The organism is Mucilaginibacter sp. (assembly GCF_041660805.1).
In the GTDB taxonomy this organism is placed as follows: domain Bacteria; phylum Bacteroidota; class Bacteroidia; order Sphingobacteriales; family Sphingobacteriaceae; genus Mucilaginibacter.
On sequence record NZ_JBAZVP010000009.1, the window covers coordinates 169,670 to 186,205 of the forward strand.

Annotated in this window: 12 protein-coding genes; 5 read left to right on the forward strand and 7 right to left on the reverse strand. The window is 42.1% G+C overall.

Annotation, left to right across the window (positions count from 1 at the left end; translation table 11 throughout):
- Positions 1-24 precede the first annotated feature (24 nt).
- The 5 genes from glgX to WC743_RS14000 all read left to right on the forward strand — a co-directional run bounded on the left by glgX (position 25) and on the right by WC743_RS14000 (position 10,568).
- A complete protein-coding gene (gene glgX, locus WC743_RS13980) occupies positions 25-2,136 on the forward strand; it encodes a glycogen debranching protein GlgX (RefSeq protein ID WP_373012679.1) in 2,112 nt (703 codons plus the stop codon).
- 1 nt (position 2,137) lies between these two features.
- Positions 2,138-3,961, forward strand: a complete 1,824-nt coding sequence (gene treZ, locus WC743_RS13985; RefSeq protein ID WP_373012681.1) for a malto-oligosyltrehalose trehalohydrolase — start codon at positions 2,138-2,140, stop codon at positions 3,959-3,961.
- Positions 3,961-8,154: a malto-oligosyltrehalose synthase gene (gene treY / locus WC743_RS13990; protein WP_373012683.1), complete on the forward strand. Its 4,194-nt coding sequence runs from the start codon at positions 3,961-3,963 to the stop codon at positions 8,152-8,154. The genes treZ and treY overlap by 1 nt, the downstream gene beginning before the upstream one ends.
- Positions 8,155-8,204: 50 nt before the next feature.
- The gene (locus WC743_RS13995; protein ID WP_373012685.1) at positions 8,205-9,086 is read left to right on the forward strand and encodes a glycosyltransferase family 2 protein; all 882 of its coding nucleotides are present in this window, start codon (positions 8,205-8,207) and stop codon (positions 9,084-9,086) included.
- 117 nt (positions 9,087-9,203) lie between these two features.
- Positions 9,204-10,568: an APC family permease gene (locus tag WC743_RS14000; protein WP_373012687.1), complete on the forward strand. Its 1,365-nt coding sequence runs from the start codon at positions 9,204-9,206 to the stop codon at positions 10,566-10,568.
- Here WC743_RS14000 and WC743_RS14005 read toward each other — a convergent pair.
- The 7 genes from WC743_RS14005 to WC743_RS14035 form a co-directional block, all read right to left on the reverse strand.
- Positions 10,540-11,376 carry an amidohydrolase gene (locus tag WC743_RS14005; RefSeq protein WP_373012689.1) on the reverse strand — a complete coding sequence of 279 codons (837 nt, stop codon included), beginning with the start codon at positions 11,374-11,376 and terminating at the stop codon, positions 10,540-10,542. The genes WC743_RS14000 and WC743_RS14005 overlap by 29 nt on opposite strands.
- Positions 11,363-12,220 carry a fumarylacetoacetate hydrolase family protein gene (locus WC743_RS14010; RefSeq protein WP_373012690.1) on the reverse strand — a complete coding sequence of 286 codons (858 nt, stop codon included), beginning with the start codon at positions 12,218-12,220 and terminating at the stop codon, positions 11,363-11,365. Before WC743_RS14010 ends, WC743_RS14005 begins: the two co-directional genes overlap by 14 nt.
- A gap of 10 nt (positions 12,221-12,230) precedes the next feature.
- Positions 12,231-13,898 (reverse strand): UxaA family hydrolase, encoded by a 1,668-nt coding sequence (locus WC743_RS14015; protein WP_373012692.1) that lies wholly within the window; start codon positions 13,896-13,898, stop codon positions 12,231-12,233.
- A gap of 130 nt (positions 13,899-14,028) precedes the next feature.
- The gene (locus WC743_RS14020) at positions 14,029-14,856 is read right to left on the reverse strand and encodes an OmpA family protein (RefSeq protein ID WP_373012694.1); all 828 of its coding nucleotides are present in this window, start codon (positions 14,854-14,856) and stop codon (positions 14,029-14,031) included.
- Between the two features lie 21 nt (positions 14,857-14,877).
- Positions 14,878-15,540 (reverse strand): DUF2461 domain-containing protein, encoded by a 663-nt coding sequence (locus WC743_RS14025; RefSeq protein ID WP_373012696.1) that lies wholly within the window; start codon positions 15,538-15,540, stop codon positions 14,878-14,880.
- A gap of 46 nt (positions 15,541-15,586) precedes the next feature.
- On the reverse strand, positions 15,587-15,862 hold the full coding sequence (locus WC743_RS14030; protein WP_373012698.1) for a hypothetical protein: 276 nt from the start codon (positions 15,860-15,862) through the stop codon (positions 15,587-15,589).
- 12 nt (positions 15,863-15,874) lie between these two features.
- On the reverse strand, positions 15,875-16,450 hold the full coding sequence (locus WC743_RS14035; protein WP_373012700.1) for a DUF420 domain-containing protein: 576 nt from the start codon (positions 16,448-16,450) through the stop codon (positions 15,875-15,877).
- Between the last annotated feature and the right edge of the window lie 86 nt (positions 16,451-16,536).

Genomic DNA, 16,536 nt, shown 5'->3' on the forward strand with positions numbered 1-16,536 from the left:
AGCTATAACGCTGTTTTATCTTGTATGATTAATAAAATTTACCCGGGTAAACCCTATCCCCTGGGTGCTTTATGGGATGACCAGGGAGTGAACTTTGCATTATATGCAGATAACGCCACCAGTGTTGAACTTTGCCTGTTTAATAATGGCAAAGAAAAAAAATTGATCCTAACCGAACGCACTCATCAAATATGGCATTGCTATATACCCGGCATTGAACCGGGGCAGCTTTATGGTTACCGTGTTTACGGCCCTTTTGAACCCGAGAACGGGCATCGTTATAATCCGAATAAATTACTGATAGACCCTTATGCAAAAGCAATTTCTGGTGTGATAGACTGGCACGATTCCTTATTTGGGTATGAGCTGGGGAACCCCGATGAGGACCTAAGTTATAGCCATACAGATAGTGCAGACTTTGTGCCTAAGTCTGTTGTAATAGATCCGCATTTTGCATGGGAAGATGACCAGCCGCCAAGAACCCCTTATCACCAGTCTATTATATATGAGGCCCATGTTAAAGGTTTTACACAACAGCATCCGGATATTCCGGAAAAAATAAGAGGCACATATGAAGCCTTAGGCCATCCGGTAACTATCAAATACTTGCAGGACCTGGGCATTACCGCTCTAGAGTTAATGCCTGTTCACCAGTTTGTTGCCGACCGCCATTTAGTTGAAAAAGGCCTCACCAATTATTGGGGTTATAATACCATTGCCTTTTTTGCACCCGATGTACGATATGCAGGTGAAATTGACTCGGGCAAGCAGGTACAGGAATTCAAACAAATGGTGAAAGAATTGCACAAAGCCGGTATTGAAGTAATACTGGACGTAGTTTATAACCACACAGGCGAGGGTAACCATTTAGGGCCAACGCTGTCTTTTAAAGGGATAGATAATGCATCGTATTACAGGCTGGTAGATGATGACCGGCGTTACTACAAGGATTATACAGGCACAGGCAACACCTTAAATGCTATGCTGCCCAATGTGCTGCGGTATATTATGGATAGCCTGCGTTATTGGATCATGGAAATGCATGTAGATGGTTTTAGGTTCGACCTGGCCTCTACCCTTGCCCGTGAGCTGCATGAGGTAAACCGCCTGAGCGCGTTTTTTGATATTATTCACCAGGACCCGGTTATATCGCAAGTAAAATTGATTGCTGAACCCTGGGATGTAGGTGAGGGCGGTTACCAGGTAGGCAAGTTCCCTCCCGGCTGGGCCGAGTGGAACGGCAAGTATCGTGATTGTATCCGCGATTACTGGATAGGCGCAGATAGCATGCTGGGCGAATTTGGTCAGCGTTTTACCGGCAGCCCTGATCTTTACCAGGACGATTATCGTAAACCAACAGCCAGCATTAATTTTATAACCGCACATGATGGCTTTACCCTTAACGATCTGGTATCATACAACGAAAAGCATAATGAAGCCAACGGCGAGGACAATAACGATGGTGAAAATCATAACCGTTCATGGAACTGCGGAGTTGAAGGCCCTACAGACGACCCCGAAGTAAATAAGCTCCGCGACCGGCAAAAACGCAATTTATTAGCAACCATGTTTTTATCGCAGGGGGTACCTATGTTAGTTGCAGGCGATGAATTTGGCCGTACCCAACATGGAAATAATAATGCTTATTGCCAGGATAACGAGATATCCTGGTTAAACTGGGCCGAAGCTGATGAACAACTCCTGGCATTTACCCGTAAGCTTATTCAGATAAGGAAGGAGCATCCCATTTTCAGACGTCGGCGCTGGTTTCAGGGGCAGCCGGTTAAGGCTAAAGGCTTAGACGATATTGCATGGTTCTTGCCGGAAGGTATAGAAATGGAAGAAGAGAACTGGAACCACGACTTTGCAAGATCACTTGGCGTGTTCCTGAATGGCCGTGGTTTGCATGCTGTTGGCCCGGAGGGTGAGCATATTTTTGATGATAACTTTTATGTGATCTTTAACGCCCACCACGAAGCACTTGAATACAAACTACCGGAAAAGATATACAGCAAAAAGTGGAAAATTGTAATGGATACCAGTAATGATGAAATTCATGAGCAAACCTTAAATAAGGAAGAATCTATTACTGTAGAAGGAAGGTCGATTGTTTTACTGCATCATCCGCTCACATAAAATGACCATCAATCCATTAAATATGCAACCGGGCATTACCTTTTTGGCTAACAGAAAAGCCATAGTTATACTTTGGGCTCCGTATGCAAGAAAAGTGGCCATTGTTTTGCCTGAAAAGCAGCTCACTATTTCTCTTAAAAAAAAGGACAGGGGCTACTGGGAGCTGGAATCTGACCAGATCCAACCCAATGACAGGTATAAATTTTTATTGGATGATAAAGAACTGCCCGACCCCGCTTCCAAATCCCAACCGGATGGGGTACACGGCGCATCACAGGCAATTGATCTGCAGGCTACTGCATGGTCAGATCAAAACTGGCAAAACCCGCCATTAGCTGAATACATTATCTATGAACTGCATACCGGAACTTTTACACCCGAAGGCACTTTCAAATCGATAGAGCATAAGCTGGCTTATCTCAAAAATTTTGGCATAACCGCAATCGAAATTATGCCGGTAGCACAATTCCCCGGAGAAAGAAACTGGGGATATGATGGTGTTTTCCCATATGCTGTACAAAACTCATATGGTGGCCACCAAGGTTTAATGGAACTGGTTAATGCCTGCCACAAAGCAGGCCTTGCCGTAATATTAGATGTGGTTTATAACCACATTGGCCCGGAGGGTAATTATTTTAATGAGTTTGGGCCGTATTTTACTGATAAATACCATACGCCATGGGGTAATGCTATCAATTTTGATGATGCCTGGTGCGACGAGGTGCGAAACTATTTTATCCTGAATGTGCTGATGTGGTTTAGGGATTTCCACATTGATGCTTTGCGGATGGATGCGGTGCACGCCATAAAAGATTTTAGTCCGAAACACATTCTGCAGGAAATGAAGGAAGCGGTTGACGATTTGGTGGCAGAAACCGGCCGCGCACATTATCTGATAATTGAATTCGACCTGAACGATAAGCGCTTCATTGATCCAATAGAAAAGCATGGTTTTGGTATGGATGCACAATGGATAGACGAGTTTCATCATGCACTGCGGGTAACCGCAGGGGGTGAACGAAATGGTTATTACAGCGATTTTAATGGCATAGCCCATCTCGCAAAAGCATACCAGGATGCATACGTATATGATGGCCAGTATTCGCAGCAGCGCCTAAAAACATTCGGCACAAAAACGGATAACCCGGGGCAGCAGTTTGTTGTGTTTTCGCAAAATCACGATCACGTGGGTAACCGCATGCTGGGTGAACGCAGCAGCACACTTTTTAGTTTCGAAATGCAAAAGCTTATGGCTGGTGCTGTAATGGTTAGTCCGTACCTGCCCATGCTGTTTATGGGCGAAGAATGGAGCGAGCAGAATCCATTTTTATACTTTGTGAGCCATACTGATAAAGAGCTTATTGAGGCGGTACGCAAAGGGCGAAAAGAAGAATTCGCGGCCTTCCATGCTGAAGGTGAGGCGCCAGACCCACAAGCCGAAACAACATTTAAACAATCAAAATTGAACTGGGAGAGCCTGGATAAAGGGCAGCATAAAACAATGTTGCATTATTATAAAACGCTAATCGCTTTGCGTAAAAAACTGCCTGCCCTACACTCACTCAACCGTAAAAATTTAACGGTTGATTTTAATGAACAACAGCAAACGTTACAACTACATCGTTGGGAGGCAGGGCAGCACGTTTATTGTTTTTTGAATTTTTCTAAAGAACAACAGCCGTTAGTATTCACTACAGGGCATAACGATTTGAAAGTTGTGCTGGATTCGTCGGCAACGGAATTTAAAGACACAAGCGAAAAACAGGGGTATTTAACAACTCCTGAAACTATTCAACCCGAGTCTATAATTATTTACACTAACTAATGTTTAATCCCGTTTCAACATATCGCATTCAGTTTCACAAGGATTTTACTTTTGATGATCTTGAAAAGATAATTCCTTATTTGGCCAAATTGGGTATAAAAACCCTGTATGCATCACCCATATTTAAAGCTGTACCGGGCAGTACGCATGGTTATGATAATGTTGACCCATTAACTATCAATCCTGAAATTGGGACACTTGCTCAATTAAAACAGATCAGCAAAAAACTCAAAGGAAAAGGTATCAGCTGGCTGCAGGATATTGTGCCTAACCACATGGCATTCCATTCAGATAACGTTTGGTTAATGGATCTGCTGGAAAAAGGGCCGTTATCTCTTTATCGAAACTACTTTGACCAAAGCCTTGCAGATAGTACATTGTTTAAAGGCCCTATTATGGTGCCTTTTTTAGGTAATGATTTAGATGAAGTAATTGAGGCTGGCGAACTTAAAATAGATTGGAACCAAAACAGGCTGGTGTTTAAATATGGGGAACAAGCCTGGCCATTAAATTTACGAAGCTACCATCAGGTTTTACAGGCAGCCCCTGAACCAGCAGATGCCATTAAACAACTATTGCAACAGATAAACGAAGTTAACGAAATGGCCGATGCAGAGGCTTTTTCGTTAGAGCTGAATGAGCTTAAACTGCAGCTATCATCATTAATAAATAATAATAAAGCGTTTAGCCAATATCTACAGGCCTGTCTTGAAAACATCAACAATAATAAGCCCCAATTACAGGTACTGGCGGGGCAGCAGTACTATCGTTTATGCAACTGGCAGGAAACTGATTCTAACATCAACTTCAGGCGCTTTTTTACGGTGAACAGCTTGATATGCCTGAACATTCAAAAGGAAGAGGTTTTTAATCATGCACATGAATTAATTAACTCACTTTTAAAGGAGGGTATAGTTCAAGGATTGCGTATTGATCATATTGATGGCCTTTACGATCCTACCCAATACTTGCAACGCCTGCGTGCCTTAGCGGGCGATGATACATATATAATAGTAGAAAAAATACTGGAATCGGGTGAGGAGCTACCGCAAATATGGCCAATACAAGGCAGTACTGGTTATGATTTCCTGGCCATTGTAAACAACTTATTCACCAACCAAAAAAGCGAAAAAGCCTTCACCAGCTTTTACAAAAGCTTAAACGTGAGTGACAGATCGGTAACACGGCAGATACGGGACAAAAAGTCGCTGATACTAACCGGGCATATGAATGGGGAGCTGCAAAATTTGACAATGCTATTTATAGAATCAGGCTTATCTGACGATTCTATAGATCGCAACCAAATCAAACAAGCTATTTCAAGAATGCTGATCGACTTTCCGGTATATCGTTTTTACGGCAATGCCTTCCCATTAAGCAATCAGGAAAGTGGCTGGCTTGCACGTGTCTTCAAAAAAATTAAAAAACACCACCCTGACCTACTCGCTGCAACAGAACTTTTAGAAAAAGCACTTTTAGAAAAGCCACAGCTGGGCGATGAAATTTATAATGACAAAGCGCTGCATTTTTATCAGCGTTGCATGCAATTTACCGGCCCGCTAATGGCAAAAGGGGTTGAGGATACGCTGATGTATACTTACAACCGCTTTATTGATCATAACGAGGTGGGTGATTCGCCCGAAGCATTCGGCATGTCTGTTACTGAATTTCATGAAACCATGCAAAGTCGGCAACAACAGTGGCCGCTTGCCATCAATGCCACCGCCACACATGATACCAAACGCGGCGAAGGTGTACGTGCCCGGTTAAATGTTTTAACCAGCATTCCTGATGAATGGCTGCAAACCGTAACTGAATGGCAGCAACTAAACCAGGATATTAAGACCAACGGCGCGCCAGACGAAAACGATGAATACTTTATTTATCAAACGCTAATTGGCGCCTACCCTATGCCCGGCCAGGACGAAGAAGATTTTGGCTTTCGGCTAAATGAGTACCTTGAAAAAATGCTTCGCGAAGCAAAACGGCACTCCACCTGGACAGAACCAAATGAAGTTTACGAAACCGGCGTTAAAAATTTCGCTACTGCGTTACTTGATAGAAAACGACCCTTTTGGGAGCTTTTCACTTCTTTTCACCAAAAGGTAAGCGATTTAGGCGTAATTAATTCACTATCGCAGGCAACGCTAAAGCTTACATGCCCGGGTGTACCAGATGTTTACCAGGGAACTGAACTTTGGGACCTGAGCTTCGTAGATCCGGACAACCGCCGCCCGGTTGATTATGAACTTCGGAAAGAATTGTTAACTACCGCTAATGCACCAGCCAACCTGTGGGAAAACCGTTTTAACGGACAAATAAAACTATGGCTGGTTAATATGCTTCTCCATTTGCGTACTAAATATCCTGATGTGTTTAACAAGGCAAATTATGTCCCATTACAGGTAAAAGGTAAGCATAAAGAGAATGTGATAGCCTTTGCACGGGTACATAAGGGTGTTTGGATAATAGTAATTGTGCCTATAGATACAGCTGCGATCTACACCGGCAAACCTGGTTCTGCATCAACCTTTGATTGGGGAAATACCTGTATCATTCTGCCAGGTAACGCGCCTTCAAACCGGGAGAACACATTAACCAATGCTATCGGCAAACAGCAAAAGAAAATCGAATTAAAAGATATTTTACATGAATTTCCGCTGGCAGTTCTAAAGCTCGAGCATGCTAAAAATGGTCGTAACGCCGGTGTTTTAATGCATATCACTTCATTACCATCGTTGTTTGGGATAGGTGATTTTGGCTCCCAGGCTAAATCCTTTGCCGATCTGCTGCGTCGCTGCCATCAACATTACTGGCAAATATTACCGCTTAATCCAACCGGCGAAGCTGATGTTTATTCACCTTATAGTTCGCATTCCAGCCATGCGGGAAATACATTATTGATCAGTCCGGAGCTTCTTGCAGCTGATGGCTTATTGAGTGAAGATGATTTGAAACCGGCTTATGTAACAGAAACTGACCGGGTAGATTTTAAAGCGGTTGAGCAAATTAAAAATAACCTCTTTAATAAAGCATGGGATAATTTTAATGCCAATCAGGATTCAATAATCAGAACTCAATTTGATGATTTTTGCGAAAAAGAAGCTTTTTGGGTAAACGATTATGCTTTGTATTCGGTTTTAAAGCAGCTTAACAACAACCAGCCATGGCACACCTGGCCAGATGAATTTAAGTTTCGGGATCAAAAAGCTTTATCTAAGTTTAACAAGCAACACGCTAATGAACTTGAAAAAGTTAAATGGCTGCAATACATCTTCTCTAAACAATGGTTGGCGTTAAAGGCGCATTGCAACCAACTGGATGTTAAACTTTTTGGCGATCTGCCTTTTTATATCAGCTATGATTCTGTTGATGTTTGGACAAATCCGGAGATATTCAGCTTAAATGAAAACCTGGAATTGAAAAGTGTATGCGGCGTCCCTCCCGATTATTTTAATGAGGACGGTCAGCGTTGGGGGATGCCTGTTTTTAAATGGGACAAACTTAAAGCAACCAAATACGATTGGTGGATGAAACGGATCCGCAAAAATTTAGAATGGTATGACCTGTTGCGCTTAGACCATTTCCGCGCGTTTGCAGCCTACTGGGAAATTCCTGCCGAAGAAAAGACCGCCGTGAATGGCAAATGGATTACCGGGCCGGGGAATGATTTTTTCAATGCATTAAAAAAGGAGTTTGGCAAGTTGCCTTTTGTGGCCGAAGACCTTGGAGAGATTGATGAAGCAGTTTATAATTTGAGGGAAGACTTTAATTTGCCCGGCATGAAGGTACTACAGTTTGCGTTTGGTGATGGTATGCCACAGTCTGCATATGCCCCGCATCATCATGCCGAAGATTACTTTGTTTATACCGGCACGCATGATAATAATACTACCCTTGGCTGGTACCGGAAGGATACAGATGCATCAGTACATAAACAATTAAAGAAATATACCGGCGTAAAAATCACCGAAAAGAATATCAACAGGGTCCTTATCAAAACAGCCTTTTCATCAGTTTGTAAAACAGCTATTATACCCATACAAGACTGGCTAAATCTGGATGAAAATTCGCGAATGAACATACCGGCGGGCAATGGCGAAAACTGGACCTGGCGCTTAACCGGCGAACAATTAGCAAATATTCCGGAAAAAAAGATCAGAAAATGGACCTTGCTTTATGATAGGGGGTAATCTACCAACCTAATTATTATTCAAAAGGCATTTCTTTTTATATTGCAGGCATGAAAGTATCCGGGTTTACATTTATCAGGAATGCAGTAAAAAATGATTACCCTGTGGTACAGGCCATCACTTCCATACTGCCGCTTTGTGATGAATTCATCGTCGTAGTTGGCAATTCTGACGATGGTACACGGCAGTTAATTGAGGACATTGCTTCGCCTAAAATAAAGATCATTGATTCTGTCTGGGACGATTCTCTTAAAGAAGGAGGTAAAGTTTTCGCGGTGGAAACCGACAAGGCTTTTGCGGCCATCTCCCCAGATGCTGATTGGGCTTTTTATATACAAGGAGATGAACTGGTACATGAAAAATACCATGATCTTATTAAAAAAGAAATGGAATTGACAGCCAATAACCCTAAGATTGAGGGCTTGTTATTTAAGTACGTCCATTTTTATGGCTCGTATGATTATTATGGCGATTCAAGGCGCTGGTACCGTCGTGAGATAAGGCTTCTTAAAAATATTAAGGGTATAAAAGCTTATCGCGATGCACAGGGTTTTCGGCTTGATGACCGCAAGATCAGGGTAAAACTGATTGATGCTTATGTCTACCATTATGGTTGGGCTAAACCTCAAAAAGGCCTGAATAATAAGATCAGGAATTTTAACAGATTTTATCATGACGATGAATGGGTGAACCAAAACCTTCCAGAAACTTATGAGTTTGATTATGGTAATGCCGACCGCCTGGTTAAGTTTACCGGCACCCATCCGGCAGTAATGCAAAAAAGGATAAATGCTACCAACTGGAATATAGATTTTGGCACAAAACCCCTGCAAAGGAGCATGGATTTTAGAAGAAAAGCACTACAGAAAATTGAAGACTGGACAGGCTGGCGCATAGGCGAGTACAAAAACTATAAGATAGTTGCCCGCTAATTTTCCACTTCAATAATAAACTGTTACAAACCGCTGACCTAACAAATTTCGGCTATTATCTATTAAAGTTATTTTTGTACAGCACAACTGTTAATTTAACAGTCATAACCCCTATGCATGGCTGAAACAACCCTGGTACGACGACTTGGCCTTGCACAAGCGACCGCAATAAACATGACAGATATGGTGGGCATAGGCCCATTCATAACCCTCCCAATGGTTATTAGTATGATGAACGGCCCATACTTTTTGTATGCCTGGCTGGCAGGTGCAGTGCTTTCCCTTATTGATGCCATGGTTTGGAGCGAATTAGGTGCTGCATTCCCGATGGCGGGTGGCTCCTATAATTTCCTTAAAGAAACTTACGGTAAAACCGGACTGGGTAAACTCATGAGTTTTTTGTTTGTTTGGCAAACTATGATACAGGCGCCGCTGGTTATTGCCTCGGCCTCTATTGGCTTTGCTGCCTATTTTTCTTATTTAGTGCCCTTAACTACACTCGCGTCAAAAATAATGAGCGGCGGGGTGGTAATATGTATTGTGATATTGCTTTATCGTAAAATAGAAGCTATAGGTAAAATAAGTATTGTAATGTGGGTTGGCGTAATACTAACCATGCTTTGGATTATTGGCGGCGGGTTAGCGCATGGCAATTTCCTGCAACCCATAAGGCACATAAACGATGGCATTACGGTAAACTATGCATTTATAACGGCTATAGGTTTTGCCAGTGTAAAAAGTGTTTACAGCTATTTAGGCTATTACAATGTTTGCCATTTAGGCGGCGAGATCATTAATCCATCGCGTAATATACCACGCAGTATGTTTTTATCAATTGCAGGCATAGCAGTTTTGTATATGCTGATGAATGTGAGCGTGGTGAGTGTAATTCCCTGGCATGTAGCTAAGGACAGCCATTTTGTGATCAGTGAATTTATGCAGCAATTAGCCGGAAATACCGCCGCTAAAATTGTAACCTGCCTTATTTTGTTAGTGGCATTTTCCTCGGTATTCTCGGCTACTTTGGGTTATAGCCGTATACCTTATGCAGCTGCTGTTGATGGTGCCTTTTTTAAAGTCTTTGCTAAATTACATCCTACCGGGAACTTCCCTCATATTTCGTTATTATTTTTAGGAGCTATAGCCTTTGTGTTCAGTTTGCTGTTTAAGCTGAGTGATGTTATCAGTGCTATATTGGCAATGCGCATCCTGATACAGTTTATCTCGCAGGCTGTTGGCTTGTTAATATTACGAAGGGCAAGAAGCGAAACCAAATTCCCTTATAAGATGCCGCTGTTCCCTATACCGGTTTACCTGGCAATATTGATGTGGTTTGGCATATTGATCTCTACAGGTTTCCATATGGTTTTAGGTGGCTTAAGTGCTATTGCTTTGGGCACAATAGTGTACTTTATAAAAGCGAAAGTAAATCAGGAATGGCCCTTTAATTCGGCTAAGCTTCCAGCCGGTAAAAATCTATAGCATTCTGTCCCCAAAAAAGTTCTTGTTCTTGCAGGGTTAACTGACCGATGTAATTGTTGATCGCATTTAGTGCGCCTTCATATCTTCCCGCCAAATTACATACCGGCCAATCCGAGCCAAACATTACCCGGTTTGTACCAAATGCATTAAAAGCCACATCAAGGTAAGGCGTAAAATCTTCAGGCTTGTGATTAGCCCAGTCGGCCTCCGTTACCAGGCCTGATACTTTGCAGTAAACATTTGGATAAGCTGCTATTGCCTGGATCCCTTCCCGCCAGCCATCAAGCAATTTGTCTTTGATAAATGGCTTAGCTATATGATCTATCACAAAGCGCTGCTCAGGGAATTTGGAAACTAGCTCAGCGGCATAAGGTAAATGCTGGGGCTTGATAAGGATATCATAAGTAAAGTTATATTGGTTAAGCAACGATATTCCGTGTAGGAACTTCTCGTTCAACATAAATGCATCGTCAGGTTCACTTTGTAAAATATGGCGAAAACCCTTGATGAGCTTTATCTTACTGTAATAAGCTAAACGCTCCTCAGTGTTATCTGCCTGCAAATCAACCCAGCCAACTATGCCTTTTATAAAGCTATATTTTTGGGCAAGCCCGAGTAAAAAGTCATTCTCATTCTCAGATTGATCTGCCTGTACAGCCACACAACCGGATACCCCGTATTGCTGCATAACAGGCGCAAAATCAGCAGGTAAAAAATCCTTTTGAATAGCTTTCAGTTCGTCTGTTATCCAGGCGTCTTTTACCGGATGGTATAACCAATAATGCTGGTGGCTATCAATTTTTAACATAGGCTTTAAGCTCTTGCCGCGATTGCCCTAAGCCGTCAATGCCCAGCTCAACCACATCACCGGGATTAAGATATACCGGAGGTTTCATACCCAAACCAACACCTGCAGGTGTCCCGGTCGAAATAATGTCACCCGGTAACAGCGTCATGAACTGGCTGGTATAAGCAATTAAAAAAGGCACATTAAATATCAGGTTAGCAGTGCTGCCATCCTGCATAGTTTTACCGTTTACAGTAAGCCATAGGCGCAGGTTATGTACATCTGCAACTTCATCTTTTGTAGCCAGGAATGGGCCCATTGGTGCAAACGTATCGCAACCTTTACCTTTGTCCCATGTGCCATTACGCTCAATTTGGAACTCTCTTTCAGAAACATCATTATGCAGGCAGTAACCGGCAACATAGTCCAATGCTTCTGCTTCTTCTACGTACGATGCCTTTTTGCCGATAACTACGGCCAGTTCAACTTCCCAGTCAGTTTTAACTGAATTTTTAGGGATAGTAATATCATCATTGGGGCCAACTAAGGCCGTGGTTGATTTCATAAAAATAACCGGTTCAGGCGGCAGTGGCGCATTCATTTCCTCAGCATGGTCCCGGTAGTTTAACCCTATACAAACAATCTTTGACGGCCTTGCAACCGGGCTGCCTAAACGTTCATCGTCGGCGATCTTTGAAAGTTCACCTTCGTTGGCATCAAGATATTGCTTAAGCCTGCTTAATCCGTCAGTTTCAAAAAAATGTTCGTTATAATCTTCGCCAAAGGCAGATGTATCATATTTTGTATCGCCAATAATAATACCAGTTTTTTCTTTGCCGGCAGCGCCGTATCGTATCAATTTCATTTAGTATTGCTTATAGTGAAATCCCTCTTTTCCAGGGAATAAAATCATCTTGTCCTAATATAACCGCTTTGGGTTGTTTAATGCCACTTGCTACTTCAATCACATAGTCAAGCATCCGCACTGCCGATTGTGCTATAGTTTCTTCTCCCTCAATGATAGTACCGCAATTAATATCCAGAATATCGGGCATTTTATTAAACACTGCCGTATTGGTAGCTATTTTTATTACCGGTGTTATCGGGTTACCTGTAGGTGTTCCCAGGCCTGTTGTAAATAAAACAACATTAGCTCCAGATCCCACTTCGGCGGTTGTACTTTCCACATCGCTACCGGGAGTACATAGCAAATTTAATCCGGGCTTGGTAACTTTCTCCGGATAATCCAGCACCGCGGTCACCGGTGATGTACCGCCTTTTTTTGCCGCACCTGCAGATTTAATGGCATCAGTGATCAACCCGTCCCTAATATTACCCGGCGAAGGATTTGCATAAAAACCTGATCCATCGGCTTCGGCGCGGGCATTGTAAGTCCGCATCAGGTTCATATACTTCAGGGCTTGGGTTTCATCAACACACCTGTCGCTTAACTCCTGCTCAACCCCGCAAAGTTCCGGAAATTCAGAAAGGACAACACTTCCGCCCAAACTCACCAATATATCAGACACGTAACCCAAAGTTGGATTGGCAGATATTCCCGAGAAACCGTCAGATCCACCGCATTCCAACCCGATACATAGCTTAGAGAGCGGTGCCGGTTGGCGCTGCTGTTTATTCACTTCAATGAGCCCTGTAAAGGTTTGCTTTAAGGCTTCATGCAATAGTTTTGTTTCGGTACCTATTTTTTGCTGCTCCAGCATTACCAATGGTTTGCTAAAGTTAGGGTCGCGTTTTTGTATTTCGTCTTGCAGTATCCCGGCCTGCGCATGCTGGCAACCCAGGCTCAACACGGTAGCGCCTGCTACGTTGGGGTGCGTAATATATCCGGCCAGCAATCCGCACAAAGCATCAGAATCTGTACGTGTACCGCCGCAGCCCATATCATGGTTCAGAAATTTGATCCCATCAATATTTTCAAAAAGTTTTTTTGAGTTATGTCCCTCAGGCGATGTTTGCAGATCGGCCTGTAAAATATCTTCCGTTGTTTTCCCCGACTGGTACATTTCTATCAGGTTGTCTACTTCGTTTTCATATCCACGCGGTTTGGCAAAACCAAGCTTTGCTGAAAGCGCTTCTTTTAAAACATTGATGTTACGGTTCTCGCAAAAAACCAGCGGAATAACCAACCAGTAATTAGCCGTACCAACAGAGCCATCTGCACGATGATAACCCATAAAAGTTTTATCGCGATAGGCCGAAGCAATTTCAGGTACTGTCCAATCGGTTTTGCGGGTACCCAGCTTAAAACCTTCAGACGCGTGTTTGATATTTTCGGTAGTGATAGCTGCTCCTTTGGGGATATCAGTACAGGCTTTGCCTACCAGTACGCCATACATAAATATTGGGTCGCCATTTTGCAAAGGGCCCATGGTAAACTTATGCTTGGCAGCAACGGCGGTAATTAATGAGAATTGGTCGCCGTTAAAATTTATTACAGTACCTGCATCCAGGTTAGTTAATGCAACTAAAACATTATCTGCAGGGTGTATCTGTATAAAAGTATGTTTGATATCCTGCAACATGGCAGATAGATTTATTTGATTGATAATTTTTACTAATATAGGCCATTTGCCTATACACATCCCTTTTTTGAAAGTAAATTTTAAGGTAAAAAAGCCCCCCATGCTATAGGGGATTGCTTAAATTTTATTTCTACTTACTTATTAAATTATACAATTCATCCAGCTTTGGGGTAAGCACAATTTCTATCCGGCGATTTTTTGCCAATGCTTCCGGGGTCTGTGCCGGGTCAACTGGTTGGAACTCACTTTTACCTGTTGCTGTAACCCTATGCGGATCAACCTTTTCTACTTCGGTAAGGTAGCGCGATACTGATGTGGCGCGCAATACGCTTAAATCCCAGTTATCCTTTATCTGGCCAAGATTTTTTATTTTCTTATCATCTGTATGGCCTTCAACAGCAAGGTTAATGTCTTGTTCCTTATTTAAAACTACGGCCAGTTGTTTAAGCGCCTGCTTGCCTTTATCGTCAATAACAATGCTCCCTGATGGGAACAACAGTTTATCTGTTAGTGATACATATACTTTGCCATTTTTTATATCAACAGACAGTCCGCTTTCCTTAAAGCCTAATAAAGCTTTTGACAGCTTATCCTTCAGGGCATTGGTAGCCTCATCACGTTTTTTCAGTATTTCTTCAACCTCTTTCAGGCGAGCTTCACGTTTTTGCAAGTCGCCCGCCAGTTGGGTAACTTTTGACGAGCTGGCATCGAAATTGGTATTCAATGAATTATACTTATCGGTTAACGAACTGTAATTACCCTTTAGTTTTGCAATTTCCTGATGAAGCTTGGCTGTGTCCGCTTTAAGCTTTGCTACTTCCTCTTCTAAACTCACAGAACGGGTGGATAGGGAGTCGCGCTCGGCAACTAAAGCTTTATATTTCTTAGGTGACATTACCACACATGAATGTAATGCAGTAATAAGTACGGCTGCCAACAGGCAATATTTTAGTTTCATATTTCTTTTAATTAGTAAAAATCATGCTAAGGCATTTTTCAGGAAAACATTAAGCGGATACAGGTTACTGCATACTTCCACTATCTCATCGGCGGCTTTAGGCCCTATCAGTTCCTTATCTTTTAAGGGATGCGAAACAATGAAGCTTTTTAGCTTAAGCAGATCAATATTTGGGTTTTCGGCGCTATAATCACGGGGAACAGTTTTAAGCTGGTCTTGCTTTCTGAACTCTCCAAACAACTTAATAAAGTGAGGCGCATCAATAATTTTCTTCAGATCATTGGCATTGTAATCTATTTCCTGCCTAATGGCTTTCAGGTGTTCCGCCTCGGGCATCCAGTAACCACCGGCAATGAATGATTTACCTGGCTGAATGTGCAGGTAGTATTCCACCCCGCCCAGCTTGGTGCCTGAAGAAGGCAAACTAATACCGAAGTTATTTTTATACGGTGTTTTATTTTTACTGAAACGGATATCGCGATAAATGCGCATCACACATTTCTTAGAGTCAAGGTCCGCATTAACACCGGGGTCAACTTTATGCAACTTGCTAATAATATCCGCGGTAAGTTCAATTACATTCTCGCGAGCTTTATCATATCTCTCCTTGTTAACCTGGAACCACTCCCGGTTATTATTTTCAACCAGCTCTTTTAAAAAATCAAGCGTGTGAGATTGTATCATTTGTTAAATGAAGTATAAAGGATAGGGCTTAAAAATTATGAGCGGCTTAGTTTAAATTAAGTTTCTCGCTACGCATGTTAAGATCAACATTTTTGCGGCGGTATTTTTTATACCAAATGTAGCCCACTACCGCTACTGCCAAATAAGGTGCAGCCAGCAGGTACATAATTCCATTGTTTAAACCGTTGGTGGTACCGGCACCACTCTTGGCGTTGGTTTCTACATTTGCAGAACACATGGCGCACTGCGCTTTAACAGGTGCAACGCTGCATATCATTAAACCAAATACTAAAAAGAGATATAAAAATTTTAATTTTTTCATGCCTGGATCAAATCAAAAATGATAATAAGGAGAGATCATCAAATATACAACAACTCCGGATATTGTAACAAATAACCATATAGGAAACGCCCATCTTACCAATTTCTTATGTTTTTCTACCTGCATTTGTAAACCACGATAAAAACTTAATAAAATTAAGGGCAGCACACCTGCGGCAAGTATAATATGCGGAATAAGGATAGACAGGTACAATGTTCTTAACCCGCCGGCGGCGGTAGCTTCATTTGCAGATAATATACCATCGCCATCCACATCACCATACATGGTATCCTTTCTCATTAAATAATGGAAAACAATGTACGATACCAGGAATATTGATGATAAGCAAAAGGTTAAAATGTTTAACCTTTTATGAGTTGTTACATTTCCTTTGCGAATATTGTATAATGATACCAGTAGCAATATACTGCAGGTGCCATTTAAAAACGCATTTAATAAAGGTAGATATGGAGTAAAGGCAGGCGGAGTTTCCGGACCGGGTATCAGGTGGCGGTTAAGTAAAATAACTACAGCAATTACAAAAACCGTTACGGCAGCTACAAATCGGAATATGAATTTATCAGTCATGTTTTAAGAGAGTCAGGAATCAAGACAACAAGAGCCAGGATTCATTTTCTATATATAATTGATCAGAGAGTTTATCTTGACTCCTG

Coding starts and splice junctions, on each gene's coding strand:
- glgX (WP_373012679.1), top strand. CDS start 25: ATGATTAATAAAATTTACCCGGGTAAACCCTATCCCCTGGGTGCTTTA.
- treZ (WP_373012681.1), top strand. CDS start 2,138: ATGACCATCAATCCATTAAATATGCAACCGGGCATTACCTTTTTGGCT.
- treY (WP_373012683.1), top strand. CDS start 3,961: ATGTTTAATCCCGTTTCAACATATCGCATTCAGTTTCACAAGGATTTT.
- WC743_RS13995 (WP_373012685.1), top strand. CDS start 8,205: ATGAAAGTATCCGGGTTTACATTTATCAGGAATGCAGTAAAAAATGAT.
- WC743_RS14000 (WP_373012687.1), top strand. CDS start 9,204: ATGGCTGAAACAACCCTGGTACGACGACTTGGCCTTGCACAAGCGACC.
- WC743_RS14005 (WP_373012689.1), bottom strand. CDS start 11,376: ATGTTAAAAATTGATAGCCACCAGCATTATTGGTTATACCATCCGGTA.
- WC743_RS14010 (WP_373012690.1), bottom strand. CDS start 12,220: ATGAAATTGATACGATACGGCGCTGCCGGCAAAGAAAAAACTGGTATT.
- WC743_RS14015 (WP_373012692.1), bottom strand. CDS start 13,898: ATGTTGCAGGATATCAAACATACTTTTATACAGATACACCCTGCAGAT.
- WC743_RS14020 (WP_373012694.1), bottom strand. CDS start 14,856: ATGAAACTAAAATATTGCCTGTTGGCAGCCGTACTTATTACTGCATTA.
- WC743_RS14025 (WP_373012696.1), bottom strand. CDS start 15,540: ATGATACAATCTCACACGCTTGATTTTTTAAAAGAGCTGGTTGAAAAT.
- WC743_RS14030 (WP_373012698.1), bottom strand. CDS start 15,862: ATGAAAAAATTAAAATTTTTATATCTCTTTTTAGTATTTGGTTTAATG.
- WC743_RS14035 (WP_373012700.1), bottom strand. CDS start 16,450: ATGACTGATAAATTCATATTCCGATTTGTAGCTGCCGTAACGGTTTTT.